This window comes from Gordonia sp. J1A, assembly GCF_055393515.1.
In genome coordinates this window covers 1,940,309-1,965,565 of the sequence record NZ_AP041607.1, presented here as the reverse complement: position 1 = coordinate 1,965,565, position 25,257 = coordinate 1,940,309, and the positions used below count along the sequence as shown (strand labels likewise).

26 protein-coding genes are annotated in these 25,257 nt (G+C 69.4%); 18 read left to right on the top strand and 8 right to left on the bottom strand.

All coding sequences use genetic code 11. The annotated features are described in order from the left end of the window. Positions 1–51: 51 nt before the first annotated feature. Positions 52–2,622 carry a bifunctional FO biosynthesis protein CofGH gene (locus ACZ5QD_RS09200; protein WP_464367235.1) on the top strand — a complete coding sequence of 857 codons (2,571 nt, stop codon included), beginning with the start codon at positions 52–54 and terminating at the stop codon, positions 2,620–2,622. A gap of 15 nt (positions 2,623–2,637) precedes the next feature. Here the strand turns inward: ACZ5QD_RS09200 and ACZ5QD_RS09195 are convergent, their stop codons facing one another. Both ACZ5QD_RS09195 and ACZ5QD_RS09190 read right to left on the bottom strand, forming a co-directional pair. Then, positions 2,638–2,796, bottom strand: coding sequence for a hypothetical protein (locus ACZ5QD_RS09195; protein ID WP_197462920.1), 159 nt, complete (start codon positions 2,794–2,796; stop codon positions 2,638–2,640). Positions 2,797–2,847: 51 nt separating this feature from the next. Further along, on the bottom strand, positions 2,848–4,488 hold the full coding sequence (locus tag ACZ5QD_RS09190) for an FAD-dependent oxidoreductase (protein ID WP_375003884.1): 1,641 nt from the start codon (positions 4,486–4,488) through the stop codon (positions 2,848–2,850). Positions 4,489–4,802: 314 nt separating this feature from the next. On the opposite strand from ACZ5QD_RS09190, the gene fdxA reads away from it, so the two are divergent. Together fdxA and dapC are read left to right on the top strand one after the other, a co-directional pair. Further along, a complete protein-coding gene (fdxA, locus tag ACZ5QD_RS09185; protein ID WP_006895842.1) occupies positions 4,803–5,129 on the top strand; it encodes a ferredoxin in 327 nt (108 codons plus the stop codon). 7 nt (positions 5,130–5,136) lie between these two features. Beyond that, on the top strand, positions 5,137–6,273 hold the full coding sequence (gene dapC, locus ACZ5QD_RS09180) for a succinyldiaminopimelate transaminase (RefSeq protein ID WP_375003885.1): 1,137 nt from the start codon (positions 5,137–5,139) through the stop codon (positions 6,271–6,273). A 333-nt stretch (positions 6,274–6,606) separates the two neighbouring features. Here the strand turns inward: dapC and dapD are convergent, their stop codons facing one another. Then, complete coding sequence (gene dapD, locus ACZ5QD_RS09175) at positions 6,607–7,572, bottom strand: 2,3,4,5-tetrahydropyridine-2,6-dicarboxylate N-succinyltransferase (protein WP_197462919.1); 966 nt, start codon at positions 7,570–7,572, stop codon at positions 6,607–6,609. Between the two features lie 149 nt (positions 7,573–7,721). Between dapD and dapE the strand changes: the two genes are divergently transcribed. Beyond that, positions 7,722–8,846 (top strand): succinyl-diaminopimelate desuccinylase, encoded by a 1,125-nt coding sequence (gene dapE, locus ACZ5QD_RS09170; protein WP_375003886.1) that lies wholly within the window; start codon positions 7,722–7,724, stop codon positions 8,844–8,846. On the opposite strand, the gene ACZ5QD_RS09165 is transcribed toward dapE, so the two are convergent. Beyond that, positions 8,832–9,533 (bottom strand): TetR/AcrR family transcriptional regulator, encoded by a 702-nt coding sequence (locus ACZ5QD_RS09165; RefSeq protein ID WP_375003887.1) that lies wholly within the window; start codon positions 9,531–9,533, stop codon positions 8,832–8,834. The two genes, dapE and ACZ5QD_RS09165, sit on opposite strands and share 15 nt — an antisense overlap. 108 nt (positions 9,534–9,641) lie before the next feature. Between ACZ5QD_RS09165 and ACZ5QD_RS09160 the strand changes: the two genes are divergently transcribed. The 10 genes from ACZ5QD_RS09160 to glgC all read left to right on the top strand — a co-directional run bounded on the left by ACZ5QD_RS09160 (position 9,642) and on the right by glgC (position 18,041). Continuing rightward, positions 9,642–10,133 (top strand): PNPOx family protein, encoded by a 492-nt coding sequence (locus ACZ5QD_RS09160; RefSeq protein ID WP_375003888.1) that lies wholly within the window; start codon positions 9,642–9,644, stop codon positions 10,131–10,133. A gap of 51 nt (positions 10,134–10,184) precedes the next feature. Then, a complete protein-coding gene (locus tag ACZ5QD_RS09155) occupies positions 10,185–11,012 on the top strand; it encodes an LOG family protein (RefSeq protein ID WP_006895847.1) in 828 nt (275 codons plus the stop codon). After that, positions 11,009–11,545, top strand: a complete 537-nt coding sequence (locus tag ACZ5QD_RS09150) for an LOG family protein (protein ID WP_006895848.1) — start codon at positions 11,009–11,011, stop codon at positions 11,543–11,545. Before ACZ5QD_RS09155 ends, ACZ5QD_RS09150 begins: the two co-directional genes overlap by 4 nt. A 41-nt stretch (positions 11,546–11,586) precedes the next feature. Continuing rightward, positions 11,587–13,359 carry a long-chain-acyl-CoA synthetase gene (locus tag ACZ5QD_RS09145; protein ID WP_222111504.1) on the top strand — a complete coding sequence of 591 codons (1,773 nt, stop codon included), beginning with the start codon at positions 11,587–11,589 and terminating at the stop codon, positions 13,357–13,359. A gap of 123 nt (positions 13,360–13,482) precedes the next feature. Then, on the top strand, positions 13,483–14,295 hold the full coding sequence (gene folP / locus ACZ5QD_RS09140) for a dihydropteroate synthase (protein WP_260868831.1): 813 nt from the start codon (positions 13,483–13,485) through the stop codon (positions 14,293–14,295). Beyond that, positions 14,292–15,257 carry a glucosyl-3-phosphoglycerate synthase gene (locus ACZ5QD_RS09135; protein ID WP_222111506.1) on the top strand — a complete coding sequence of 322 codons (966 nt, stop codon included), beginning with the start codon at positions 14,292–14,294 and terminating at the stop codon, positions 15,255–15,257. Before folP ends, ACZ5QD_RS09135 begins: the two co-directional genes overlap by 4 nt. 8 nt (positions 15,258–15,265) lie before the next feature. Further along, positions 15,266–15,628, top strand: a complete 363-nt coding sequence (locus ACZ5QD_RS09130) for a DivIVA domain-containing protein (RefSeq protein ID WP_375003890.1) — start codon at positions 15,266–15,268, stop codon at positions 15,626–15,628. Between the two features lie 94 nt (positions 15,629–15,722). Then, positions 15,723–15,890: a DUF3117 domain-containing protein gene (locus tag ACZ5QD_RS09125; RefSeq protein ID WP_006895853.1), complete on the top strand. Its 168-nt coding sequence runs from the start codon at positions 15,723–15,725 to the stop codon at positions 15,888–15,890. Beyond that, the gene (locus tag ACZ5QD_RS09120) at positions 15,887–16,741 is read left to right on the top strand and encodes a putative RNA methyltransferase (RefSeq protein WP_464367262.1); all 855 of its coding nucleotides are present in this window, start codon (positions 15,887–15,889) and stop codon (positions 16,739–16,741) included. Before ACZ5QD_RS09125 ends, ACZ5QD_RS09120 begins: the two co-directional genes overlap by 4 nt. An 82-nt stretch (positions 16,742–16,823) precedes the next feature. Next, entirely contained in the window at positions 16,824–18,041 is a 1,218-nt protein-coding gene (gene glgC / locus ACZ5QD_RS09115; protein ID WP_006895855.1) for a glucose-1-phosphate adenylyltransferase, read from the top strand. Positions 18,042–18,056: 15 nt separating this feature from the next. Here the strand turns inward: glgC and ACZ5QD_RS09110 are convergent, their stop codons facing one another. From ACZ5QD_RS09110 to cofD, 3 genes are read right to left on the bottom strand one after another with little or no spacing between them, the layout of a single operon-like run. Further along, the gene (locus ACZ5QD_RS09110) at positions 18,057–18,629 is read right to left on the bottom strand and encodes an NUDIX hydrolase (protein ID WP_006895856.1); all 573 of its coding nucleotides are present in this window, start codon (positions 18,627–18,629) and stop codon (positions 18,057–18,059) included. After that, positions 18,626–19,993, bottom strand: a complete 1,368-nt coding sequence (locus ACZ5QD_RS09105; protein WP_464367234.1) for a coenzyme F420-0:L-glutamate ligase — start codon at positions 19,991–19,993, stop codon at positions 18,626–18,628. Before ACZ5QD_RS09105 ends, ACZ5QD_RS09110 begins: the two co-directional genes overlap by 4 nt. Then, positions 19,990–20,994 (bottom strand): 2-phospho-L-lactate transferase, encoded by a 1,005-nt coding sequence (gene cofD, locus ACZ5QD_RS09100; RefSeq protein ID WP_062366997.1) that lies wholly within the window; start codon positions 20,992–20,994, stop codon positions 19,990–19,992. Before cofD ends, ACZ5QD_RS09105 begins: the two co-directional genes overlap by 4 nt. Positions 20,995–21,357: 363 nt before the next feature. On the opposite strand from cofD, the gene ACZ5QD_RS09095 reads away from it, so the two are divergent. After that, positions 21,358–21,621, top strand: a complete 264-nt coding sequence (locus ACZ5QD_RS09095; protein WP_045538235.1) for a WhiB family transcriptional regulator — start codon at positions 21,358–21,360, stop codon at positions 21,619–21,621. Positions 21,622–21,741: 120 nt separating this feature from the next. On the opposite strand, the gene ACZ5QD_RS09090 is transcribed toward ACZ5QD_RS09095, so the two are convergent. Next, positions 21,742–22,251, bottom strand: a complete 510-nt coding sequence (locus ACZ5QD_RS09090; RefSeq protein WP_045538221.1) for a metallopeptidase family protein — start codon at positions 22,249–22,251, stop codon at positions 21,742–21,744. Positions 22,252–22,376: 125 nt separating this feature from the next. Between ACZ5QD_RS09090 and ACZ5QD_RS09085 the strand changes: the two genes are divergently transcribed. From ACZ5QD_RS09085 to manA, 3 genes are all read left to right on the top strand, one after another. Further along, entirely contained in the window at positions 22,377–22,799 is a 423-nt protein-coding gene (locus ACZ5QD_RS09085; RefSeq protein WP_085950745.1) for a DUF3499 domain-containing protein, read from the top strand. A gap of 65 nt (positions 22,800–22,864) precedes the next feature. Further along, positions 22,865–23,992, top strand: a complete 1,128-nt coding sequence (locus ACZ5QD_RS09080; RefSeq protein ID WP_006895862.1) for a hypothetical protein — start codon at positions 22,865–22,867, stop codon at positions 23,990–23,992. Continuing rightward, entirely contained in the window at positions 23,992–25,236 is a 1,245-nt protein-coding gene (gene manA / locus ACZ5QD_RS09075) for a mannose-6-phosphate isomerase, class I (RefSeq protein WP_375003895.1), read from the top strand. Before ACZ5QD_RS09080 ends, manA begins: the two co-directional genes overlap by 1 nt. The last annotated feature ends 21 nt before the right edge of the window (positions 25,237–25,257 follow it).

Here is a 25,257-nt window from a genome sequence, read left to right as displayed (position 1 = left end):
TGGACGGCGGCCGCCGGGGTCGCCGAATGCGACGTGGTTAACATCGGAGAAGTGACCACATCTTCCAGCGGATCCACGGGCGCCGGACAGACGCCCCCGGCGTCGGCCATGCGTCGTGCCCTGCGCCGCGCACGTGACGGCTCGGTGCTCAACGTCGATGAGGCCGCGGTCCTGCTGGCGGCCAGGGGCTCCGACCTCGACGCACTCTGCGAGGCGGCTGGCCGCGTGCGGGACGCGGGTCTGGACGCCGACGGCCGCAGCGGCCAGATCAGCTACTCGCGCAAGGTCTTCATCCCGGTGACGCACCTGTGCCGCGATCGCTGCCATTACTGCACCTTCGTCACCGTGCCGGGAAAGCTGGCCCGCGAGGGCCGCGGCGCCTACATGGAGATCGACGAGATCGTCGAGGTGGCGCGCCGCGGCGCCGAGCTCGGCTGCAAAGAGGCGCTGTTCACCCTCGGCGACCGGCCGGAGGATCGATGGCCGGAGGCCGCCGCCTGGCTGGACGAACGCGGTTACGACTCCACTCTCGACTACGTCCGCGCGGCGGCGATCCGGGTGCTCGAGGAGACCGGGCTGCTGCCTCATCTGAATCCCGGCGTGATGAGCTGGGAGGAGATCAACCGGCTCAAGCCGGTGGCGCCGTCGATGGGCATGATGCTCGAGACCACTGCGCGCCGACTGTTCACCGACAAGGGCGAATGCCACTACGGCAGCCCGGACAAGGATCCCGAGGTCCGGCTGCGGGTCCTGACCGACGCGGGCCGCCTCTCGGTCCCGTTCACCACCGGCATCCTGGTCGGGATCGGTGAGAACCTCACCGAGCGCGCCGAGTCGATCTTCGCGATCCGGAAATCGCACAAGGCATTCGGACACATCCAGGAAGTGATCGTCCAGAACTTCCGCGCCAAGGCCGATACGGCGATGCGCGGGGTACCGGACGCGGAGATGTCGGAGTTCCTGGCCGCCGTGGCCGTCGCCCGTCTCGTTCTCGGGCCGGGAATGCGGATTCAGGCGCCGCCCAACCTGGTGTCGGCCGACGAGTGCCGGGCACTCGTGGCCGCCGGTGTGGACGATTGGGGCGGCGTCTCGCCGCTCACCCCCGATCACGTGAATCCGGAGCGACCGTGGCCGAACTTGGACACCCTCGCCGAGATCACGGCGTCCACCGGATACCGGTTGGTGGAGCGGATCGCCGCGCAACCGAAGTACGTCAAGGCCTCGAACCCCTGGATCGATCCCCGGATCGGACGGCATGTCGCCGCCCTCGCGGATCCGGTCACCGGTCTCGCGGCCGATGTGAAACCGGTCGGGCTGCCGTGGCAGGAGCCGGACGACGACTGGGACTCGTCGGGTCGCATCGACCTCAACTCGGCGATCGACGTCGACGGCCGCAACACCGACACCCGCAGCGACATCGACAACGCGTTCGGCGACTGGGACACCATTCGCGAGCAGGTGCTGGCGCTGGGCGGAGGGACCGGGGCGCCCGAGCACTTGGCGTCCGACGTGGCGGCGGCGCTGCGCCGGGCCGAGAACGATCCTGCCGGACTGTCGGACGACGACTACCTCGCGCTCGCCGAAGCCGACGGTCCGGGACTCGACGCGCTGACCGCTCTGGCCGACGCCATCCGCGCGGACGTGGTCGGAGACGATGTCACCTACGTCGTGAACCGGAACATCAACTTCACCAACATCTGCTACACCGGCTGCCGGTTCTGCGCTTTCGCCCAGCGTAAGGGCGACGCGGACGCCTTCACCCTCTCGACCGCAGAGGTGGCCGACCGCGCCTGGGAGGCGCACGTGGAGGGGGCCACCGAGATCTGCATGCAGGGCGGCATCGATCCGGAGCTGCCGGTCAGCGGGTATGCCGACCTGGTGCGCGCGATCAAGGACCGCGTGCCCGGGATGCACGTACACGCGTTCAGTCCCATGGAGATCGTCAACGGCGCCTCGCGCGGCGGCGAGTCGATCCGCGACTGGCTCTCGGCGCTCAAAGAGGCCGGTCTCGGCTCGATCCCCGGCACCGCGGCCGAGATCCTCGACGACGAGGTCCGCTGGGTGCTGACCAAGGGCAAGCTCCCGACCGCATCCTGGATCGAAGTGATCACCACCGCGCACGAGCTCGGCATCCCGTCGAGTTCGACGATGATGTACGGCCACGTCGACTCTCCGCGCCACTGGGTCGGCCACCTCAACACCTTGCGCGGTATCCAGGACCGCACCGGCGGATTCACCGAGTTCGTCCCGCTGCCGTTCGTGCACCAGTCGTCGCCGCTGTATCTCGCGGGCGCGTCGCGTCCGGGGCCGACGCGGCGGGAGAACCGTGCGGTCCATGCCCTCGCGCGGCTGATGCTGCACGGCCGGATCGACCACGTGCAGACCAGTTGGGTCAAACTCGGTATCGAGGGGACCCGCGTGATGCTCCGCGGCGGTGCCGACGATCTCGGCGGCACGTTGATGGAGGAGACCATCTCGCGTATGGCGGGCAGCCAGCACGGTTCGGCGAAGACGGTCGCCGAACTCCACGAGATCGTCACCGGGATCGGTCGCCGCCCGCGGCAGCGGACGACGGAGTACGGACAGGTGTCCGCGCCGCTGCTGGGAGTCGGACTGGCCTGAGCCGTCCCCGGATCGTCAGCGACGCCCGAACAGTCGTGCCAGCAGTCCCGGCTCGTCCGGGTGGCCCGGACAGCGCTGAGATGCGGGCACACCGCGCATGACGTGGTCGACATGGCGGCCGCAGCCCTTCCACGTCGTCTTTCCGCAGGTCTTGCAGGTCGCGCGCTGGCACATGGTGATACTCCTGGGTTCGGTTCGGATGTGGTGGGTGTCTCGTGAGGCCGGTCAGGCGCTCTGGCTCGCCCGCAGGGTGAGCAGGCCGCCCGACAGGTTCGCGGCCGGCAGGCCCGCGGCGCGCAGCACGCGGTACGCGAGATACGACCGCATGCCGCTGGCACAGAGCACCCTGATCGGCCGTCCGGCAGCGGTCGCACGGATCTCGTCGAGACGCTCTCGGACTTGCGTGTGCGGGATGCACAGTGCGCCCGGAACGGGATCCTCGGACTGCTCGTCGGCTCCGCGGACATCGAGCAGCAGGTGGCCCGGTTCGTCGATCTGGTCGGCGTACCACAGCTCCAGGGAGCCGTTCACGACGTTCTCGGCGATCATTCCCGCGAGGTTCACCGGATCCTTCGCCGAGCCGAAGGGCGGCGCGTACGCGAGGTCGAGGTCGATCAGGTCGGGACCGGTGAGCCGGGTGCGGATGGCGGTCGCGAGCACGTCGATGCGCTTGTCGACGCCGTCGGCACCCACCGCCTGAGCGCCCAGGATGAGGCCGTCGTCGGACCGGATGTGCATCAGCAGGTGAATCTGTTCGGCGCCGGGGAAGTAGCCGGCGTGGCTTCCCGGATGGAGGTGGACCGTGCGGTAGTCGATGCCCGACCGGTCGAGTGCCGCGCGATTGGCCCCTGTCATCGCGGCGGTGAGCCGGCCGACGCGGACGATCGCGGTGCCCACCGGCTGGGGAATCGCACGTGCTCGATCGGGGTCGAGGATGTGGTCGGCGACCAGGCGACCCGCACGGTTGGCGGGGCCGGCGAGGGCGACCGGCCGGCGCAGTCCGGTGACGGCGTCGGTGCTCACCGTCGCGTCGCCCACGGCCCAGATGCGGTCCAGATTGGTCCGGCCGTGCTCGTCGACGATGATCGCGCCGCGGTCGCAGGCCACTCCCGCGGTCTCGAAGACCTCGGTGTCGGGGCGGACGCCGACGGACAGCACCACGATGTCGGCGTCGAGCCGGGATCCGTCCGCGAGGACCACGGTGTCGGCCTCGTCGCCGTGTTCGATCGCGGTGGCGCCGATCCCCGCGTGCACGGTGACGCCCATCGCACGGAGTTCGTCGTGCACCCCAGCGGCCAGTTCGCTCTCGAGCGGAGGAAGAACGTGCGATGCCAGTTCCACGACGTCCACGCGCAGCCCGCGCATCCGCAGGCCTTCGGCGGCTTCGAGTCCGATGAACCCGGCGCCGAGGACCACGGCGCGGGCGGCCCCGGACTCCACCTCGTCGCGCATCCGCGCGGCGTCGCCGACGGTACGCAGCGTTTGAACGCGGGGCGAGTCGAGACCCGGCAGCGGAGGCCGCAGGGCTTTCGCGCCGGGGGAGAGGATCAGCGCGTCGTAGTTCCAGACGGTGGTCGTGCCGTTGTGGCGAACCTGCACCGTCCGTTCCCGAGGGTCGAGGCCGATCACCTCGTGCCGGACGCGCACGTCGATGTCCAGGGCACTCTTGAGAGATTCGGGCGTCTGGACCAGGAGGGAGTCCTCGTCCTCGATCTCCCCGCTGACGTAGTACGGGAGGCCGCAGTTGGCGAACGACGGATGATCGCCGCGCTCGAAGACGACGATCTCGGCGTCCTCGTCGCGGCGCCGGGCCCGTGCCGCTGCGCTCATCCCTCCGGCGACGCCGCCGACGATCAGAATTCTCACCGTGCACTCCTTCGTGTCCTGGTACCCCCTGGGGTATGCGGACGATCATACCCCAGGGGGTATGTAATCGGCGGTGGCGACGGTCACGATGGGGCGGTCCTGCGGCGCAAGGGCGGTGGGGTCGCGCTGCAGGTCGCCGGTTTTCATCAGCGTGCGCAAAATTCTGTGCAGGTGACGCGGATGCGGGTGCCGAGTGCCGGGGTCGACGATCGGAGGTGAAGTGCGACAGTGGATACTCTTAGAGTCGACACGATTCCTCTGCGCTCATCAGCCCTGAGTGCGGGGTGGGAAACGTGCAGTGAAGGAGAAGCGTAGTGACGTACATCATCGCTGAGCCCTGCGTCGATGTCCTCGACCGGGCCTGTGTTGAAGAGTGCCCGGTGGATTGCATCTACGAGGGCGGGCGCATGCTCTACATCCAGCCCGACGAGTGCGTCGACTGCGGTGCGTGTGAGCCCGTCTGCCCGGTGGAGGCCATCTTCTACGAAGACGACGTGCCCGACGAATGGGAGCCGTACGTGAGCGCCAACGTCGACTTCTTCGAAGAGCTCGGATCGCCCGGCGGTGCCAGCAAGGTCGGTAAGACCGCGTTCGACCCGGCATTCGTCAAGGCACTGCCGCCGATGGGCGAAGAGGGCTGATCGACCGGTGAGTGCCGCGCCCGGTTCCAGCAGCCTGCCGACCAGTCGTCTGCGGCCGGTGAGTTCCGGTCTGCCCGACTTCCCGTGGGACACCATCGCCGACGCCAAGGCGCTGGCCGGCGCGCACCCCGGGGGCGTCGTCGACCTGTCGGTCGGCACCCCCGTCGATCCCGTCGACCCGGTGATCCGGGAGGCTCTCGCGGCGTCGTCGGAGTTCCCGGGCTATCCGGCGACGGTCGGCACTCGCCGACTCCGCGATGCGGCAGTCGGGGCGCTGAGCCGCCGGTTCGGGATCGCCGGACTCGACGAGTCGTCGATCCTGCCGGTCGTCGGCACCAAAGAGGTGATCGCCGGGCTGCCGTCCCAGATCGGTGTCCCCGCCGGTGAACTGGTGGTGATCCCCGAGGTCGCGTACCCGACTTACGAAGTGGGTGCGCTGCTGGCCGGCGCCGAGGTGCTGCGGGCCGACACGGTGGAGGCGATCGGCGATCGCGAACCCGCGCTGATCTACCTGAACAGTCCGTCGAACCCGACCGGGCGCGTGCAGAGCGCACCGGAGCTGCGAGCCGTGGTCGACTGGGCGCGCGAGCACGGCGCGGTGGTGGTGTCCGACGAGTGCTACCTCGGTCTCACGTGGGAGGGCTCGGCGTATTCGGTGCTGCATCCCGAGGTGTGCGGCGGCGACCACCGCGGGCTCCTCGCGGTGCACTCACTGTCGAAGGTCTCCAACCTGGCGTCGTACCGGGCGGGCTTCCTCGCCGGTGATCGCGACCTGATCGCCGAACTCCTCGCGGTGCGCAAGCATGCCGGCATGATCGTGCCGTTCCCGATCCAGGGAGCCACGGTCGCGGCGCTGAACGACGATACGCACGTCGAGGCCCAGCGTGAGCGCTACCGGCTGCGCCGCGACAAGCTGCGTACGGCGCTGCTCGGCGCGGGATTCACGATCGATCACTCGGAGGCGGGCCTGTACCTGTGGGCGACCCGCGGTGAGGACTCCCGCGCCTCTCAACTCTGGCTCGCCGAACGCGGCATCCTGGTCGCCCCCGGCGACTTCTACGGTCCCGCCGGCGCTCGACACATCCGCATGGCTCTGACCGGCACCGACGAGCGCATCGACGCCGCCGTGGAGCGCCTCTCGTAGGATTCGCCGCGGCCGGCATGGATCAGCCGCCTTGCCAGGCCAGTCGGGCATGGGTCGGCAACTTCTCCCACGCTAGTCGAGTAGCCGCGGCGCCCAGCGCCGCGGCGTATCGAGACAACCACCCACGATCACCGCAGACCCTTCGAGAACGCGCTCTCGAATTCCCCGACCCGACATGAACAGCATTGCCGCAGGCGAGCCGACAGTCACTTCTCTCCCCGTCGGCCGCAGTCTCCAGGGACTGAGCTCGCATGCGAATCCCCGATACGCGCAGACTGCTTGCACAACTGTCTGGGCTGTATCGGGGATTCGCACGCGGTGGCCGGGTTCGGATCAGTTGTGCGCGTGCAGCGCCTCGTTGAGTGCGATGCCGTCGCCCTGCTTCGCGGTCACCTCGACCGCACCGGTGGTGCTGTTGCGGCGGAACAGCAGGTTCGACTGTCCGGCCAGATCGCGGGCCTTGACGACGGAACCGTCCGGGCCGGTGACCTTGGTGCCCGCGGTGATGTAGAGGCCCGCCTCGATGACGCAGTCGTCGCCGAGCGGGATCCCGCAGCCGGCATTGGCGCCGAGGAGACAGCGCTTGCCGATGGTGATGATCTCCTTGCCGCCGCCGGACAGCGTGCCCATCGTGGAGGCCCCGCCGCCGATGTCCGAGCCGTCGCCGATGACGACGCCTGCGGAGATGCGGCCCTCGACCATCGAGGTGCCGAGGGTTCCGGCATTGAAGTTGACGAAGCCTTCGTGCATCACGGTGGTGCCGGGCGAGAGGTGGGCGCCGAGACGGACGCGGTCGGCGTCACCGATGCGCACACCCTTGGGCGTCACGTAGTCGACCATGCGGGGGAACTTGTCGATCGAGTACACGGTCACCTGGCCGCGGGCGCGCAGCCGGGCGCGGGTGGCCTCGAAACCGTCGACGGCACACGGGCCGAAGTTGGTCCACACCACGTTGCTCAGCAGACCGAACTGGCCGTCGAGGCTGGCCCCGTGCGGTTGGATCAGGCAGTGGGAGAGCAGATGCAGTCGCAGGTATACGTCGTGGGCGTCGACGGGAGCGACCGACAGGTCGGCGATGACCGTCCGGACCGCGACGGTGCGGACGCCGCGCGCCTCATCCGTTCCGACCAGCGGGCGCAGGTCGGCGGGCACGTCGTCGCCGGTCAACTCGGTGGATCCGGTGGTTCCGGGGTCCTGGGTCAGTTCGGGGGACGGGTACCACGTGTCGAGGACGACGGCCGATCCGTCGTTGTCCCACACGGTGGCGATTCCGATGGCAGCAGCACCTTGAGTAGTCACGGCCATGAGTCTATCGAGCGTGGCGTCGCCGCCATGCACGCGCAGTAGACGCGACGCCCGGCGACGCAACCCCCGTCCCGGACCGGGGTTCTGTCGCCGAAGGTCGCGTCTGCGGTGCTCGGGCGGCGCCCGGCCTACGATGGACAACCGTGAGCACTTCGAGGCTGGACCTGACCGCCGATCCCATCGAACTGACCGCCGCGTTGGTCGACGTCCCCAGTGTGAGCCGCGACGAGTCGGAGATCGCCGACGCGGTGGAGGCCGCCCTCCGCGCACAGACCGACGGCTTCGAGGTGATCCGCCACGGCAACTGCGTCCTCGCGCGGACCGATCGCGGCAAGCCCACGCGGGTGATCCTCGCCGGTCATCTCGACACCGTGCCGATCGTCGACAACGTCCCCTCGCGCCGGACCGTCACCGACGAGGAGGGCGACGTGCTGCACGGCTGCGGCACGGTGGACATGAAGTCGGGCGACGCGGTCTTCCTCCACCTGGCCGCGACCCTCGACGACCCCGCACACGATCTGACGCTCATCTTCTACGACTGCGAGGAGATCGCGGCGGAGTTCAACGGGCTCGGCGCCATCGAGCGCGAGCTGCCGGAGTGGCTGACGGGCGACGTCGCGATTCTCGGGGAGCCGACCGCCGGGCAGATCGAAGCCGGTTGTCAGGGCACCCTGCGGGTGCGGTTCACCGCCACCGGAATCCGCGCACACTCCGCGCGGGCGTGGATGGGCGACAACGCGATTCACAAACTCGGCGCGATGCTGACCACGCTCGGCGGGTATGAGCCGCGGCGCGTCGACATCGACGGCTGCGAGTATCGGGAAGGACTGTCCGCGGTCGGGATCCACGGGGGTGTCGCGGGCAATGTGATCCCCGACGAGGTGTACGTCGACGTGAACTTCCGCTTCGCGCCCGACCGCACACCGGAGCAGGCCTTCGACCACGTCCGAGAGGTCTTCGCCGCCGACCTCGCAGACGGGACGCTGACCGCGGAGGTCACCGATTCCGCGGCGGGAGCGCTTCCGGGGCTGGCTCATCCGGCAGCCGCCAAGCTGGTTGACGCCGCGTGCGGGCGGTTCCGGGCCAAGTACGGCTGGACCGACGTGTCACGGTTCGCGGCGCTGGGCATCCCCGCCGTGAATCTCGGTCCCGGCGATCCGAGCCTGGCGCACCGGGTGGACGAGCGCGTCCCGGTGGAGCAGATCACCGAGGTCACCGACATTCTGCGCACGTATCTGACGTCCGGCGCGGACTCACCCGAACAGTAGGGCCGCGCCCAGATCGACCACTCCCGCGAACCGCGCCTCGGGGTCGTCGGTGACCGGCCCGAGTTGCTCGAACAGCTCGCTCGAGATGGACCCGAGCAGCAGATTCCACACGGTCAGCGTCCGCGCGAGGACCGCCGGATCGGTGTTCGGCGGAACCGCGGGGTCGTCGGCGAGCCTGCGGAGAGCCCGCACCGACGCCGACTGGACGCGGTCGTCGGTGCCCGCCACCGCAGGGATCGAGCCGAGACCGGCGACGATGCCGGCGAGCGCCCGCAGAGGTCGTTCGCCGGCGGGATTGGTCCGGTGCGCCGGCGCCCGATAGCCCGGCACCGGGGAGCCGTAGAGGAGCGCGTACTCACTCCGATTGCGCAGGGCCCATCCGCGCAGCGCTGTGGCGAATGCTCCGAACCGACTTCGGGGGCTTCGCTTGTCGACGAGGGCGGCGTCGATCTCGTCGGCGAGGTCGGTGTAGGCGTCGACGATGAGCAGGGTCAGCAGGTCGTCGCGGTCCCTGACATACCGATAGAGCGCCGAAGGGGTGATCTCCAGGTCCCGCGCGACGGCGCGCAACGACAGGCCCGCCGCGCCGTGTTCGGCGAGATGGCGGCGGCCCACGATGCGGAGGCCGCTCTCGATCGCCGCGCGGCGACGTGCGCGCCGTCCGTTCTGCTCTTCGTCGTCACTCATGACGTGACATCGTCGCATGCCCACCTCGCCCGGATTAGAGAACAGTGTTCTTGATTCTAGGGCCGGACAGGGTTATCGTGACTGAACGGCCGAGAACAGTGTTCTCGAATGAACTCGATGACGGAGGTTCCGATGTCCCAGCGAGAAACTACTGACCCGGCGGCGTCGGGAGGCCGCCTGCGCTCGGCCTTCAACGCGGCCATCGGTGGTCTGGTGCGGCTCGGGGCGGCCCCGCGGGACTGCTGCGAACTGCTCGTGCCCGGGCGAGTATCGGGGCGGGTGACGGCCCGGCCGGTCAACGTGCTCGACGTCGGGGGTGAGCGCTACCTGGTCGCACCACGCGGTGTCACGCAGTGGGTTCGGAACGTGCGCGCAGGCGGCGCGGCGACACTCCGGCGCGGGCGTCGGCGGGAGGCGGTGCTCCTGTCCGAGGTCGACGACGCACTCAAGCCGCCCTTGCTTCGCGAATACCTGCGGCGGTGGGGATGGCAGGTGAAGGGATTCGTCGACGGGCTCTCGGCCGAGTCTTCCGACGCGGAACTCGCCGCCGCCGCTCCGCGGTTTCCGGTCTTCGAATGCCGACCGGCGCACACTCCGTGAGCGCCGCGTCCTGACCGGGTGGCCGTCGGAGGTGGTTGCTAGGGTCGCGACATGACCGACCGACCCGCACCCGATGCGCAGGGCGCCGACGCGCCCGTTCCGACGTGGAGGTCCGACACTCCGGACCCGGCCGACGGGAGCCTCCGAAACGTCGGCGCCGCGCAGGTGCGCGTCGAAGAGGGCGTCGAGGTGGTCCCCTCCGACCGATTGCTGCTGGAGTGGATCGATCCGCGCGACCCCCGCCGTGCCGAACAGCGGATGATCCGCGACTCCTGGCGGGTGCAGCGCATCCAATCGGAGTTCGTCGCAGGCTTCGACGCGCTCGAGAACGTGGCCGAGGCGGTCACCGTCTTCGGTTCGGCACGCGTCAAGGAGCGGACACCCGAATACGAGTTGGCGCGCGAGCTCGGCCGCCGGCTGGGGCACGAGGGCTTCGCGGTGATCACCGGAGGCGGTCCCGGCGCGATGGAGGCCACCAACCGCGGGGCGTACGAGGCGGGTGCGCAGTCGATCGGTCTCAACATCGAACTGCCCTTCGAGCAGCACACGAATCCGTGGCTGACGTTGACGATGAACTTCCGCTACTTCTTCGTCCGCAAGACGATGTTCGTCAAGTACGCCCAGGCCTTCGTCTGTCTGCCCGGCGGATTCGGCACGCTCGACGAGCTCTTCGAAGCCCTCACGCTGGTCCAGACCAAGAAGGTGCTGCGGTTCCCGATCGTCCTGATAGGCCGGGAGTTCTGGGGCCCACTGGTGGACTGGCTCCGCGGAACGCTCGAGGCGGGCGGCAAGATCTCGCCGGGTGACGTGGATCTGCTGCATGTGGTCGATACCGCGGCCGAGGCGGTCGAGATCGTCGTGCGGGCGGCGCGGTCATGAGCGCGATCTGCGTGTACTGCGCCTCCGGCCCGGTCGATTCCGCGTATCTGGCTCTCGCCGCCCGTACCGGTGAGGCCATCGCCGCCGCCGGGCACACCCTCGTCTCCGGCGGCGGCAACGTCTCGATGATGGGTGCGCTGGCACGCGGCGCGCGCGAGGCCGGCGGTCGTACCATCGGCATCATTCCGGAGCATCTGATGGCCAAGGAGGTGGCCGACCTCGACGCCGACGAGTTGATCGTCACCGACACCATGCGCGAGCGCAAACGCCTGATGGATGAGCTCTCGGACGGATTCATCACCCTGCCGGGCGGAATCGGCACGTTCGAGGAACTCTTCGAGACATGGACGGGAGCCTATCTGGGCGTGCACGACAAACCGATCGTGCTGCTGAACCACGAGGGCTTCTACGACCCGCTCATCGGCTGGCTCGACGATCTGGCGGCTCGCGGTTTCGTCGCCGACCAGGCACTCGGCAAACTGAAAGTATGTGCAACCGTGGGTGACAGTATCGCGTATCTGACCACCCGGTAGGGTTGCGGCGTTCACCTGAAGGGCGAGGAGTGAGGCAGTCGATGAGCACGAGCGTTCCGAACAAGGTCGGTATCACCGATATCGTGCGGGGAGTCGCGAGAATGGTGCCCGACCTGCCGTCGATGGCCACCCACGTGCCGGGCATGGTGGTCCGGCCGCCGACCGCCAAGCGGACCATCGGACAGATCTTCGCCAAGCGCGCCGCGGCTCACCCCGATCGGCCGTTCATCCGCTGGCAGGGCGAGTCGATGACCTACGGCGAAGTGAACCGCCAGGTCAATCGGTACGCCGCCGTGCTGAGCGAGCGAGGCGTCCGAACCGGCGACGTGGTCGGGATCCTAGCGAAGAACAGCCCGACCGACCTGATGGTGATCCTCGCGGCGCTCAAACTCGGCGCCGTCGCCGGAATGCTCAACTACAACCAGCACGGCGAGGTGATCGATCACAGCATGAAGCTGCTCGACGCCGCCGCTCTGATCTACGACCCCGAGTGCGCTGATGCCTTCGCCTCGATCAGCCCCGAGCGGCTGCCCGAGCACGTTCTGGACTTCGCGGCGCTCGACGCGGCGGCCGCCGACAAGCCGGACACCGACCCGGCCGTCACCCGAGACCTGCCGGCGTCCACCACCGCCTTCTACATCTTCACCTCGGGTACCACGGGGTTGCCCAAGGCCAGCGTGATGAGTCACAACCGCTGGCTGGCGAACTACGACGGCATCGGCGGTCTGGCCGTTCGCCTGCGCCCGTCGGACACCATGTACGTCTCGCTGCCGCTCTATCACAACAATGCGCTGTCGGTGTCGCTCGGCGCGGTGCTCGCCGCCGGCGCGTGCATCGCGATCAGCAAGCAGTTCTCGGCGTCGCGGTTCTGGGACGACGTGGTCACGAACCGGGCGACGGCGTTCTGCTACATCGGCGAACTGTGCCGCTACCTGCTCGCGCAGCCGAGCAAACCCACCGACCGCCGGCACTCGGTGCGGGTGATGGTCGGCAACGGCCTGCGGCCGGAGATCTGGGATGAGTTCACCGAGCGCTTCGGAATCGACCGCGTCGTCGAGTTCTACGGAGCCAGCGAGCTCAACCTCGCGTTCGTGAACGCCTTCGACGTCAAGCGGACCGCCGGATTCTGCCCGCTGCCGTTCCGGGTCGTCGAATACAACGACGACGGCACCGCCAAGCGTGACGCGGACGGGCGCCTGCGCAAGGTCCCGAAGGGGGAGCCGGGACTGTTGATCGCCGAGATCAGCGACCGAGTGCCCGTCGACGGCTACACCGATTCCGGCGACACCGAGAAGAAGATCATCCGCGACGCCTTCAAGAAGGGCGATGCCTACTTCAATTCCGGCGATCTGGTGCGTGAACTGGGGTTCGCGCACATCGCGTTCGTCGACCGCCTGGGCGACACCTTCCGGTGGAAGGGCGAGAACGTCGCGACCACCGAGGTGGAGGGTGCCGCCGACGGAGTCGACGCGGTGGCGCAGTCGGTCGCCTACGGCGTGGAGGTGCCTGGATGCGACGGCCGCGCCGGGATGGTGGCGGTCCAATTGCGCGACGGTGCCGAATTGGATCCGAAAGCCTTCGCCGACGAACTCTACGAGGCGCTGCCGGGGTACGCGGTGCCGTTGTTCGTCCGCTTCGTCCCCGAGATCGAGACCACATCCACCTTCAAGAACCGCAAGGTGGAGTTGCGGAAAGAGGCGTACACCGACACCGGTGACGACGAGGTGTGGGTGCTCTGCGGCAAGGCCGACGGCTACGTTCCGTACTACGACGGTTACGCCGCCGACGTCGCGGCTGCGAAGGTCCCGCGCTGAGGCGCGAGCGTCGGGTCCGGCGCGCGAGGCGCGTGAGACGCACCGTAGGCTGACATCGTGAGCACTGCCCGTCCGGCCGCGACCCTCTGCGGCCGGCCCGTCGCCACCGACCGTGCGCTCGTGATGGCGATCGTCAACCGCACTCCCGACTCGTTCTACGACAGGGGCGCGACCTTCGCCGACGATGCCGCCAAAGCGCGGATCGACGAGGTCGTCGCGCAGGGCGCGGACGTGATCGACGTCGGGGGAGTGAAGGCCGGTCCCGGCGAAGAGGTCGACGCGGCCACCGAGGCCGAGCGCGTGGTGCCGATGATCGCGTGGATCCGCCGCACCCATCCCGACATCCTCATCAGCGTCGACACCTGGCGTGCCGAGGTGGCCGAACGGGCCTGTGAGGCCGGTGCCGACCTGATCAACGACACGTGGGCGGGCGTCGATCCGGCGCTGGCCGCGGTGGCCGCCCGGGCCGGTGCGGGACTGGTGTGTTCGCACACCGGCGGTGCGCGCGTGCGCACCCGACCGCACCGAGTGGCCTACCGGGACGTGGTGGCCGACGTCGTCGCCGAGGTCACCTCGGCGGCCGAGCGCGCCCGGCGGGCCGGGGTGCGAGAAGACGGCATCGTGATCGACCCCACGCACGATTTCGGCAAGAACACTCACCACGGTCTCGCGCTGCTGCGGAACCTGGACCGACTCATCGACACCGGATGGCCGGTGCTGATGGCGTTGAGCAACAAGGACTTCATCGGCGAGACGCTCGACGCCGAACTCGGCGATCGAGTGGCGGGAACCCTGGCCGCCACCGCACTCGCGGCGGCCCAGGGCGCGCGGATGTTCCGAGTCCACGAAGTGGCCGACACTCGCCGTGTGGTCGACATGGTGGCCTCGATCGTCGGTACTCGGCCACCGGCCCGGACGGTGCGAGGACTGGCGTGAACCCGGGACATGAGAGCGCGCCGTGGGTCGACCGCGGCGAGGGCGAGGCGCGCTGGTCGCACACGCACACCTGGGACCATCCGGAGTGGGACGTCGACGAGTTGGTGGCCGCGAAGAACGGCCGGACGGTCTCGGTGGTGCTGCCGGCGCTGAACGAGGAGGAGACGGTCGGCGGAGTCATCGCCTCCATCGCGCCCCTGCTGGACTCGCTGGTGGATGAACTGATAGTGGTCGACTCCGGCAGCACCGATCGGACGGCCGAACTCGCCGGTGCGGCGGGCGCGCGAGTGGTGAGCCGCGAGGAGGCGATCCCGGGCGTGCCCCCGGTAGCCGGCAAGGGCGAGGCGCTCTGGCGCTCGATCGCAGTCACCACCGGCGACATCATCGCCTTCGTCGACTCAGATCTGATCGATCCGGACCCGATGTTCGTGCCCAAGATGATCGGGCCGCTTCTGGCCGACCCGGAGATCCACCTCGTCAAGGGCTATTACCGGCGTCCGCTGCGCACCGGTGACACCCAGGAGCCGGGGGGCGGCGGCCGGGTCACCGAACTGCTGGCCCGACCGCTGCTGACCGCGCTCAAACCCGAGCTCGGGGAGGTGTGCCAGCCGCTCGGCGGCGAGTACGCCGGCACCCGGGAGCTTCTGGCCTCGGTTCCGTTCGCCCCGGGCTACGGCGTGGAGATCGGGTTGCTGATCGACACATACGACCGGTACGGACTGACGGGCATCGGCCAGGTGAACCTCGGGGTCCGCAGTCACCGCAACCGGCCGCTCCACGAGTTGTCGGTGATGAGTCGACAGATCGTGGCCACACTCCTCGACCGCTGCGGCGTCGCCGACTCCGGAGTCGGTCTCACCCAGTTCGTCCCGGAGCCGGACGGCGGGTTCACCCCGCACACGACGCAGCTTCAACGCGGGGAGCGGCCACCGATCCGAGACCTCGATCTCTCGCTACCCTGAACATCGTGGTGACTATCGGGCTCTATGTGATGGGCGTGGCCGTACTGGTCGCGCTGATCTTCGCCGTGGTGTGGTTCGTCTTCGGCCGAGGCGAGGATCTGCCGCCGGTGGAGAAGGGGACGACGCTCACCCGCCTGCCCCGAGCGGGCATCACCGGCGACGACGTGCGTGCCGTGCTGTTCCAGCAGACCTTCCGTGGTTACAAGGTCTCCGAGGTCGACTGGGCGCTGGAGAAGCTGGCCCGCGAGATCGACGAGCTGCGAGCCGTGGTCCACGACCTCCAGGCCCGCGATGCGGTGGATTCGGCGGCGACCGACACCGGGCCGATACCGGTCGCCGATCCGCCGGACGGTCCGGGCCGCGGACGGTGACCGCACTGCCTCGCCGGACTGCCCGGAGTGCACAGGTGTGCGCCAAGTATCATGAGCGTGACATCGTGAAATCCACGTGAAGGGAGCACGACACATGGCGGCGATGAAGCCACGTATGGGGGACGGTCCGCTTGAGGCGGTCAAGGAAGGGCGTGGGATCGTCGTCCGGATCCCGATCGACGGAGGCGGCCGTCTCGTCGTCGAACTGAACGACGAAGAGGCTTCGGCGCTGGGCGAGGCGCTGCGCGAGGTCACCGCCTGATCGAGGCCCGAGGTCCGCGGTGGGAGACCGCGGCCGAACTCCTGGCCTGTCCGATCTGTTCGGACGGCCTGTTCCCGGCGGGCGCATCGTTGCGATGCGCCGCCGGGCATTCCTTCGACATCGCCCGGCAGGGCTATGTGTCTCTTCTGACCGGCAAGGGCAGTGCCCACCGCTCCGACACCGCCGACATGGTCGCGGCGCGCAACCGGGTCTTCGAGGCGGGACTGTACGCGCCGATCGTCGCGGCCGTGGCCGAGCGCTGCGCGCACTCGCGAGTGATCGTCGACGCCGGCGGCGGACCGGGACAGTACCTCGAAGCGGGGCTGACCGCCGCCGGCGACCACGCCGTCGGCATCGGCGTCGATCTCTCGAAGTTCTGCGCGCGAAGCGCCGCGCGGCGTCATCCCGCCGCACTCTCGGTGGTGGCCGACCTGTGGGCCGGGCTGCCGCTGCGGGACGGCGTCGCCGACACGGTGCTCTCGGTGTTCGCGCCGCGCAACGCATCCGAGACCGCCCGTGTCCTCGGCAGCGGTGGTCGTTGGGTGGTCGTGACACCCGGCACGGGTCACCTGGCCGAGATCGTGCGGCCCATGCAGATGCTCTCGGTGGGACAGGACAAGACTCGCCGGCTGGCCGAGGAATTCGGCGACCGCTTCGGTGAGGTCGTCGAGCAGCGGGTCCAGTCGCAGGTGCGCCTGAGCGAATCGGCCCTCACCGACATCGCGGCGATGGGCCCGGCGGCGTTCCATCGGACACCCGAACAACTCGCGGCCGCGGCCGCGGAACTGGCCTCGGGCGGTCCGGTGACCGCCACCCTGGACGTGACCGTCACCGTGGCCCGTCGCCGGTGATCCGGCCCGTGCGCGTCTGTGCCGAACAGCCGATCTGCGAGGCCGGGTGGTCGGGTGAGCGGCGGCCGGATATGTTTGATCGGTGAGATCACAACCGCATGTTCTCGGAATCGTCCTCGCCGGCGGTGAGGGAAAGCGGCTCTATCCGCTGACCGTGGACCGGGCCAAACCCGCCGTCCCGTTCGGCGGCTCCTACCGGCTGATCGACTTCGTGCTGTCGAATCTGGTCAACGGCGGGTACGAACGGATCTGCGTGCTGACGCAGTACAAGTCGCATTCCCTCGACCGGCACATCTCGCAGACCTGGTGGTCGTCCGGATTCCACGGAGAGTTCATCACACCGGTTCCAGCTCAGCAGCGGCTCGGACCCCGCTGGTACACCGGCAGCGCGGACGCGATCTACCAGTCGATGAACCTCATCTACGACGAGGAACCCGACTACATCGTCGTCTTCGGCGCCGACCACGTCTACCGCATGGATCCGGCGCAGATGGTCCAGTCGCACATCGAGACCGGCGCCTCGGTGACGGTCGCGGGCATCCGCGTTCCGCGCAGTGAGGCCCACGCCCTCGGCTGCATCGACGCCGACGGTGACGGCAAGATCACCGCGTTCGTGGAGAAGCCCGCCGATCCGCCGGGCACGGCGGACGACCCGGACGTCACCTTCGCCTCGATGGGCAACTACGTATTCACCGCCGAAGCGCTGGTGGAGATGCTGAAAACCGATGCCGCCGACGGAGATTCCGATCACGACATGGGCGGCGACATCATCCCCGCCTTCGTGGCGCGGGGCGAGGCGTACGTCTACGACTTCGACGACAACGTCGTGCCCGGCCAGACCGAGCGCGACCGCGGTTATTGGCGCGACGTCGGCACCCTCGACTCGTTCTACGATGCGCACATGGACCTGGTCTCGGAGAACCCGGTGTTCAACCTCTACAACAAGAGGTGGCCGATCCGGGGTGAGACGAGCCACCTGCCGCCCGCCAAGTTCGTCCGCGGCGGCACCGCCAACGATTCGGTGGTCGGCGCCGGGACCGTGATCGCCGGCGCGACCGTCCACGGCTCGGTTCTGTCGACCAACGTCTACGTCGGCGAGGGCGCGGTGGTCCAGGGCAGCGTCCTGATGCCGGGAGTCCGTATCGGCAAGAACGCCGTGGTGCGCAACGCCATTCTCGACAAGAACGTCAGGATCGTCGACGACGGTCAGCTCGGCGTCGACCTCGACCACGACCGGGAACGATTCGTCGTCTCGCCCGGCGGCGTGGTCACAGTCGGCAAGAACACCGTCGTCGACTAGGCCGCGGCGGCCCGATCAGGCGGTGGTCGCCAGCGCTGCGGCGCCGAGTTCCACCAGCCCGGGCACCGACTCGGCGTCCACCTCGGAGGGCAGGTCGCCCACCGGCCACCACGCGAGGTCGACCGACTCGTCACTGCGCACGATCGGCGGGAGCGAACCGTCCGCCTCACGGTCCGCGACGGCGGCGAACCGGACGTCGAGATGTCTGGTGGGTACGCCCAGCGAGCACGTGATCGGATGGGCGTGCAACTGCACCGGCCGGTCGGACAACGTCAGCGAGGACAGTCCCGACTCCTCGAGCCCTTCGCGCAGAGCCGCCTCGGCGAGCGTCGCGTCCTGCGGCTCGCAGTGTCCGCCGAGCTGAATCCATTTGCCGACCCGCGGGTGCAGGGTCAGCAGGACGTGCGTCAGATCGGCGTCGAAGACGATCACCGAAGCGGTGAGATGTCCTGCGGCGCAAGCTCTTCGGCAGGCATCGTCGGTGGCGGCCAGAAACGCGAGGTACGCGTGCCGGATAGAGTCCTGATGGGGATCGGGCGCGGTCCACGCGGTCAGCGACTCGACCGCGGACGCGTGCAGCGCGCTCACAGCTCGACGACCATCGAGTCGACCTCGGCGGGCTCGCGCAGACCGGCCTCCTCGGCGGGGTGGCCGATGGCGACGGCCCCGAGGGGCTGCCAGTGGGACGGCAGGTCGAGCTCGCGTCGCACCACCTCTGCGGCGAAGATCGTCGACCCCACCCAACAGCTGCCGATGTCGCGGACCGACAGAGCCACCAGCAGTCCCGCCACGGCGGCCCCGCCGGCGACGGTGAACATGGTCTTCTCGCACGCATTGCGCCGTGCGTCCGGGTACTCGTGCATACCGTCGCCGGTGACCACGGGAATCACGAGTTCGGGCGCGTCGTACAGGATCTGGCCGCGCCGAATGCGCTTGGCCGTCGATTCCGGCGTCTTTCGGTCCGCGGTCAGATCGGCGCGCCAGGCTTCGGCCATCGCATCGAGCAGGCGACGCCGGCGATCGTCGTCGCGGATCCACAGGAAGCGGATCGGATGCGTGTGATGAGGGGCGGGCGCCGTCAGCGCCTCGGCGAACGCGGCCCGCATCGACTCCTCGGCGACTTCCCGTTCGGCGAACCGCCGGATCGACCGGCGGGTCAGCAGAGCCTGCCGACGTCCGAGGGCGACTGCCTCTTCGACACCGAGCCGGAACATGTCGTCGTCGAGATCCCGGACCAGGTCGCGCGCGCCGGTGCCGTCGTCGACCGGCGTCATGCCGCGCACCACCGCCACCGGCACTCCGTCGAGTTTGCCCTTGACCAGGTCGGCGGCCGCCGCGAGTTCGTCGGCGACGGCGATGTCGGTCACCTGGAGGGTGTTGCCGTAGGGGTCGACGACCCCGTCGTAGCCGTGGCTGACGGCGATGCCCGAGGCGCCGATCGCGACGTCGGTCTGACCGGTCCGCCAGGCACGGCCCATCGTGTCGGTGACGATGACGGCGACCCGGAGCCCGAATTCGTCGGCCAGACGCGCCCGCAGCCGGGCGGCACTGGCGTCCGGATCCAGGGGCAGCAGCGCGATCTGATCGGTGCGGACATTGGACCCGTCGACGCCGGCGGCCGCCTGCACGAGACCGTTGCGGTTCGCGGTGATGAGCGTGCGGTTGCGTCGAGCCACGACGCGCACCGTCTCGTCGTCGATCAGCCTGCGGCGGAAGGCGTCGCGTTCCTCGGGGTCGGTGGGCGCGGCGACCATCCGCCCCTCGGTCTTGGAGAACACCTTGCTGGTGACGACCAGCACGTCGTCGTCGACGATCCACGGTGCGGCGGCGATGATCTCAGCTGCGAGATCGCTTCCGGGCCCGAACTCGCCCAGACCGGTGACGGGAAGGATCTGCAGTCCGGCGGCCGCGCGGTGGTCGGGCGTGCGCGAAGGCTCCGCGCCGCCGGTCACGGCGTCTGCACTCCGACGAGGGCGCACGCGGCGCGGATCATCTCGGCGGTGGCCGCCGGATCGGTCATCAGCAACGGCGCCGACCCGACGGCGATGCCGTCGACGTGCGCCTCGTCGCCCTCGGCGATGAGCCAGCCGTCCAGGATGCCGTTGCCCGCGCGGGCGCCGAAGTGCTCGGCGATGCCTTGGGCCGAGGTCTCCACGCCGATCACCGACAGACAGCGGTCGGCCATCCCGCGCAGCGGCTTGTCGTCGATCACCGGGCTGATGCCGACCACCGGGGCCGACGTGGTGCGCAATGCGCCGCGGATGCCGGTGACCGAGGTGATGGCGCCGATGCTGACCACCGGGTTGCTCGGCGCCAGCAGGACGACGTCGGCCTCGGCGATCGCCTCCAGCACACCCGGCCCGGGCTTCACCTCGTCGAGGCCCACCTGGGCGAATCCGTGCGTGGGAACCTGGGCGCGGTGGCGCACCCACCACTCCTGGAAGTGGATCGCGACCCGCTCGCCGTCCTGTCCGCCGGGCTTGTCGATCACGACGTGCGTCTCGTGGCGTTGGTCGGTGGCGGGGAGCAGTTCCACGCCGGGCTGCCACCGACGGCACAGGGCGGCGGTGACGTCGGAGAGATGGAATCCGGCTTCGAGCATCTGGGTCCGGATCAGGTGGGTCGCCAGATCACGGTCGCCCAGACCGAACCAGTCGGGGTCGGCGCCGTAGGCGGCCAGTTCCTCTTTGGCGTTCCACGTCTCGTTCCTGTGCCCCCAGCCGCGCTCGGGGTCGATGCCCCCGCCGAGGGTGTACATGCACGTATCGAGGTCCGGGCAGATCCGGACGCCGTGCATCCAGGCGTCATCGCCCACGTTCACCACGGCCGTCACCGTGTGCGGCGTGGCCGGATCATCGGGGAGCCGGGGGAACGGGGTGCGTCCGAACAGTTCGCGTGCGCCCTGGAGAAAACGGGCGCCGCCGACGCCGCCTACGAGTACCGTCACCTTCACAGACGTCCACTGTAATGACCGCACGCGCGTTTCCGCGCGGCGGCGACACCCTGACGGCGCGACACGCCGTAGGACTATGTCATTCACCTGGTAGGCGCGGTTTTGTCCGACCTCGGTGATAGAAATGAATCTTCGCCTTCCGCTTGACCGCGGCGGTACTCAGCGTGTCTAATCACAACAGTGTCATTTGAATCGTCGGGGGACATTCTTCAGGCACATCGACCGGATCGCCGATCCGGTCGCGGGGTGGAATCAAGTCTGCGAGCTGGGAGGTGCCGGATGACTTTGGATACGGGCGATGGTGCTGACCCGATCAGTGAGATCAGCGCGATTGAGATCAGTGAAGTCCACGCGAACCGCCATCTGTCGGTGGTAGCGAACGAATTCGAGGAACTGTTCGACGCCGTCGAGGAGCAGTGGCAGGACCGTGCGCTCTGCGCACAGACCGACCCTGAGGCGTTCTTCCCGGAGAAGGGCGGTTCGACGCGCGAGGCCAAGCGCATCTGCCAGGGCTGTGAGGTCAAGGCGGAGTGCCTGGAGTACGCGCTGCACAACGATGAGCGTTTCGGAATCTGGGGCGGTCTCTCCGAGCGCGAGCGACGCCGTCTGAAGCGTGGAATCATCTGACGTCGTGATCGTCTGACGTCGTACGCCCCTGGCCGACCCCTCTCGTATCGGATCCTCCCGCCGATCGCGACGAGGGGTCGGGGCGTCTCCGGCGGCGTGCTCGCCGGCGTCAGCCCCCGTTCAGTCCTCGTCGGGGCCGTCCTCGACGGTCTCCTCGTCCACTCCCAGATAGGTCGCGACCTGCTCGATGAGCACCTCGCGCAGGATCTCGGGCAGTTCCTCGGCGTCATGCGCACGGAGTTCGAGCGGGCGCCGGAACAGGATGATCTGCGCCCGGGTGGGACGGCCGGCCACGTCGATGCCGGCCGGGATCAGCCGGGCCAGCGGCACCTGGCCGTCGGCGGTCACCTCGTCCGGCCATTCCACGGGGCCGTCTCCGCGCGGGAGCATCCGCGGGATGTCGTCCACAGCGACGTCCAGCCCGGTCAGGTGGGTATGCCACCGGCTGTCGATCTCGGCGAAGGCCTCCACCGCCGCGGCGTCGAACAGGTCGGCGCGCGTGCGGTGTCCCGGCATCGAACTCGGCATGAGCGGGCCGCGCAGACCGCGGCCGCGGCGGTCGCGCAAACGGCGGGGAGGAGGCGCGAGCAGGTCGCGTCCGGACCGCAGCGGAACGAGTCGATAGCCCATACCGCACACCTTAGTGTCCCGGCTCCGCACGGCCGGCGCGTCGCTCCTGGGCACGTGGACCGGGTCCGCATCGGATGTGCGTGTCGATTGTCCGCGTCCGGCGTCGAGGCGATAGGCTGAGCGGCGTGAGTGTCCCTCGTCAGTGCTGCAGGCCCGGCTGTTCGCGTATCGCCGTGGCGACCCTGACGTTCGTCTACGCCGAGTCGACCGCCGTCATCGGCCCGCTGTCGGCGTCCGACGAACCCCACTCGTGGGACCTGTGCTCCCAGCACGCCGATCGGATCACCGTGCCGGTCGGGTGGGAGATGATGCGGAGCGAGCGCGGGTTCGCGCAGCCCGCCGAGGACCAGGAGCTCACGGCACTGGCCGAGGCGGTACGTGAGGCCACCGCCACCTCGCCCCGCGTGGGTTTTCTCGCCCATGCCGAGTTCGACGACACACCCCGCGGCAGGCACCGCGCACAGCAGCGGTCGGCAGCCACCCCCGCGGCGACGCCGCGGCCGGGCCGTCGCGGTCATCTGCGGGTACTGCCCGACCCGGTCGACTGAGCTTCGCGCGACCACGATCACGCTCGCGACCGCTTTCCGGCCGGGCGAATACTAGGCTGTGATTCATGTCTGCGTTGACTACTGACCTCGACGACGTCGACGGTCTGCTCGCCGCCGACCGCGATGGTCTGCTGCGGGCCGCCGCCATGGCGGGTGCGCAGGTGCGAGCGGTGTCCCAGGCGCAGTCGGAGGGCGCGCTGGCACGGCTCGCCGACCTGCGACCGCGCGCTGTCGTCGTGGTCACGGGAGCGTCGGCCACCGCTCGGCGCGCCACCGATCTGGTGGTGGCGACCGTCGCGGCCCGTTTCGACGTGCCCCTGGTCAGCGTGCCGACTCTGCCCGGCTGGATCGGTCCGCTCGACGTGGTCGTGATCGCCGGGCACGACGCGGGCGATCCCGCACTCGCCGACGCCGCGGTGCGTGCGCTGCGCCGACGCGCCGAACTCGTCACCGTCGTACCGGTGGAAGGGCCGCTCCGCGAGGCGATCGGTGCCCAGCCGATCGTCGACCTGTCGCCTCGGCTCGTCGTCGATCCGCGCTTCGGCTTCTGCCATTTCGTCGCGGCGCTGACCGCGGTGTGCGTCGCCTTGTCCGCCGTCCGGTTCGCGCCTGCTCCCCCCGATCTCGCCGATCTCGCCGACCGGTTGGACGGGGAGGCCGCAGCTGACCATCCGGGCCAGGAGAGCTTTCACAATCAGGCCAAGCTCCTGGCCATGCGTGTCGCGGACCGGTCGGTGGTGTGGGCCGGTGACACGCCCGGGGCGAACGCCGTCGCCGCTCATGCGTCGGCGGTCGCCTTCAGCGTCGCGGGCACGGTGTCGAGCGCCGCGTCGGAGACCGTGCTGGCAACCGGGCTGCTCGACGGCTCGAACCGTCCGGCACCGGTCGACGACATCTTCTACGACCCGGAGATCGACCCGCCGCGGTCGGCCGCGATCCGCGGGATACTGTTCACCACTGCTTCGCGGCGCTGGTACGCGCAGCAGCGCAATGCCGGGCGCGCCGAGATCGACGTGCTGGCGGAGCATCCTGCGGGGTCCGACTCGGGCGCCGGGGAACCGGATCAGGGATCGGTGGCCGCGACGAGCGATCTGTTCGCCGACGCGCCCGCGGATCTGGGGGAGTACCTGGTGCTGGCGCTGCGCGTGGAACTCGCGGCGGTGTTCGTTCGATTGATGGGAGAAGCGGCCTGATGAAGCTGCTGGCTGGAGTGGTGCGGCCGTATGCGTGGGGATCGCGTACCGCACTCGCCGAGTTGCGCGGCACACCGAGTCCTTCGCCGCACCCCGAGGCCGAACTCTGGTTCGGTGCGCATCCGGCTTCGCCCGCGCGGATCTGCGGCGAGGTGGAGGGTCCGCAGGACCTGCTCGGCGTGATCGAGGCCGATCCGGTGCGCGAGCTCGGCGCCGAGGCCGCCGACCAGTTCGGTTCCCGCCTGCCGTACCTGCTGAAGATCCTCGCGGCCCAGGAGCCGCTGTCGCTGCAGGCGCACCCGAGTCTCGAGCAGGCAGTCGCCGGCTTCGAACGCGAGAACGCCGCGGGCCTGGCGCTGGACGCGCCCGACCGCAACTACCGCGATCCGTCGCACAAACCCGAACTGGTGGTGGCGCTGACGGAGTTCGACGCGCTCGCGGGGTTCCGCGATCCGCACGTCACGGTGGAGATCCTCAAGGCTCTCGCCGTACCCGCCCTGGATCCCTATCTGGGCATGCTGGTGGAGCAACCGGACGAGACCGGTCTGCGAGCGGTCTTCACCACGTGGCTGACCCTGCCCGAGGCGGTCATCGGTGCGCTGGTCCCCGAGGTGCTCAACGGCGCGGTGCGCGTCCTGGGCGGGGACGACGACCGCTTCACCCTCGAACTGCGGTCCCTGCTCGAGCTCGGAGAGGCGTACCCCGGCGATCCGGGCGTGCTCGCGTCGCTGCTGTTGAACCGGATCCGGTTGCAGCCCGGTGAGGGAATCTATCTGTCCGCGGGCAATCTCCACGCCTACCTGCACGGGATGGCGGTGGAGCTGATGGCGAACTCCGACAACGTGCTGCGCGGCGGGCTCACTCCCAAGCACATCGACGTCCCGGAACTGCTGCGCGTCCTCGACTTCCATCCGGTGTCGATCGACGCCCTGATGCCTCAGGTGCGGAGCCTCGGGACCGAGCGCGTCTATCTGACCCCGGCGCCCGAGTTCCGGCTGTCGCGGGTGGAATTGGACGGCACCGGGCTACACGCCGCGCAGTCGATCAGCTTCGAGATGGCGGGTCCGCAGATCCTGGCGGTGATCTCCGGCCGGGTGGCCGTGGAGGGGAGCGGCGGCGAACTGCTGAAAGCCGGTCCGGGCGATGCGGTCTGGCTGTCGGCGGCCGATCCGGACGTGGTGGTGCGCGCGATCTCGTCCGGTGCCGTCTTCTTCCGTGCGATGGTTCCGGCCCTGCAGCACTGACCGTCCGCGGCTCGACCGCAA

Coding starts and splice junctions, on each gene's coding strand:
- ACZ5QD_RS09195 (WP_197462920.1), bottom strand. CDS start 2,796: ATGTGCCAGCGCGCGACCTGCAAGACCTGCGGAAAGACGACGTGGAAG.
- ACZ5QD_RS09165 (WP_375003887.1), bottom strand. CDS start 9,533: ATGAGTGACGACGAAGAGCAGAACGGACGGCGCGCACGTCGCCGCGCG.
- ACZ5QD_RS09160 (WP_375003888.1), top strand. CDS start 9,642: ATGAACTCGATGACGGAGGTTCCGATGTCCCAGCGAGAAACTACTGAC.
- ACZ5QD_RS09155 (WP_006895847.1), top strand. CDS start 10,185: ATGACCGACCGACCCGCACCCGATGCGCAGGGCGCCGACGCGCCCGTT.
- ACZ5QD_RS09150 (WP_006895848.1), top strand. CDS start 11,009: ATGAGCGCGATCTGCGTGTACTGCGCCTCCGGCCCGGTCGATTCCGCG.
- ACZ5QD_RS09145 (WP_222111504.1), top strand. CDS start 11,587: ATGAGCACGAGCGTTCCGAACAAGGTCGGTATCACCGATATCGTGCGG.
- folP (WP_260868831.1), top strand. CDS start 13,483: ATGGCGATCGTCAACCGCACTCCCGACTCGTTCTACGACAGGGGCGCG.
- ACZ5QD_RS09125 (WP_006895853.1), top strand. CDS start 15,723: ATGGCGGCGATGAAGCCACGTATGGGGGACGGTCCGCTTGAGGCGGTC.
- ACZ5QD_RS09090 (WP_045538221.1), bottom strand. CDS start 22,251: ATGGGCTATCGACTCGTTCCGCTGCGGTCCGGACGCGACCTGCTCGCG.
- ACZ5QD_RS09080 (WP_006895862.1), top strand. CDS start 22,865: ATGTCTGCGTTGACTACTGACCTCGACGACGTCGACGGTCTGCTCGCC.
- manA (WP_375003895.1), top strand. CDS start 23,992: ATGAAGCTGCTGGCTGGAGTGGTGCGGCCGTATGCGTGGGGATCGCGT.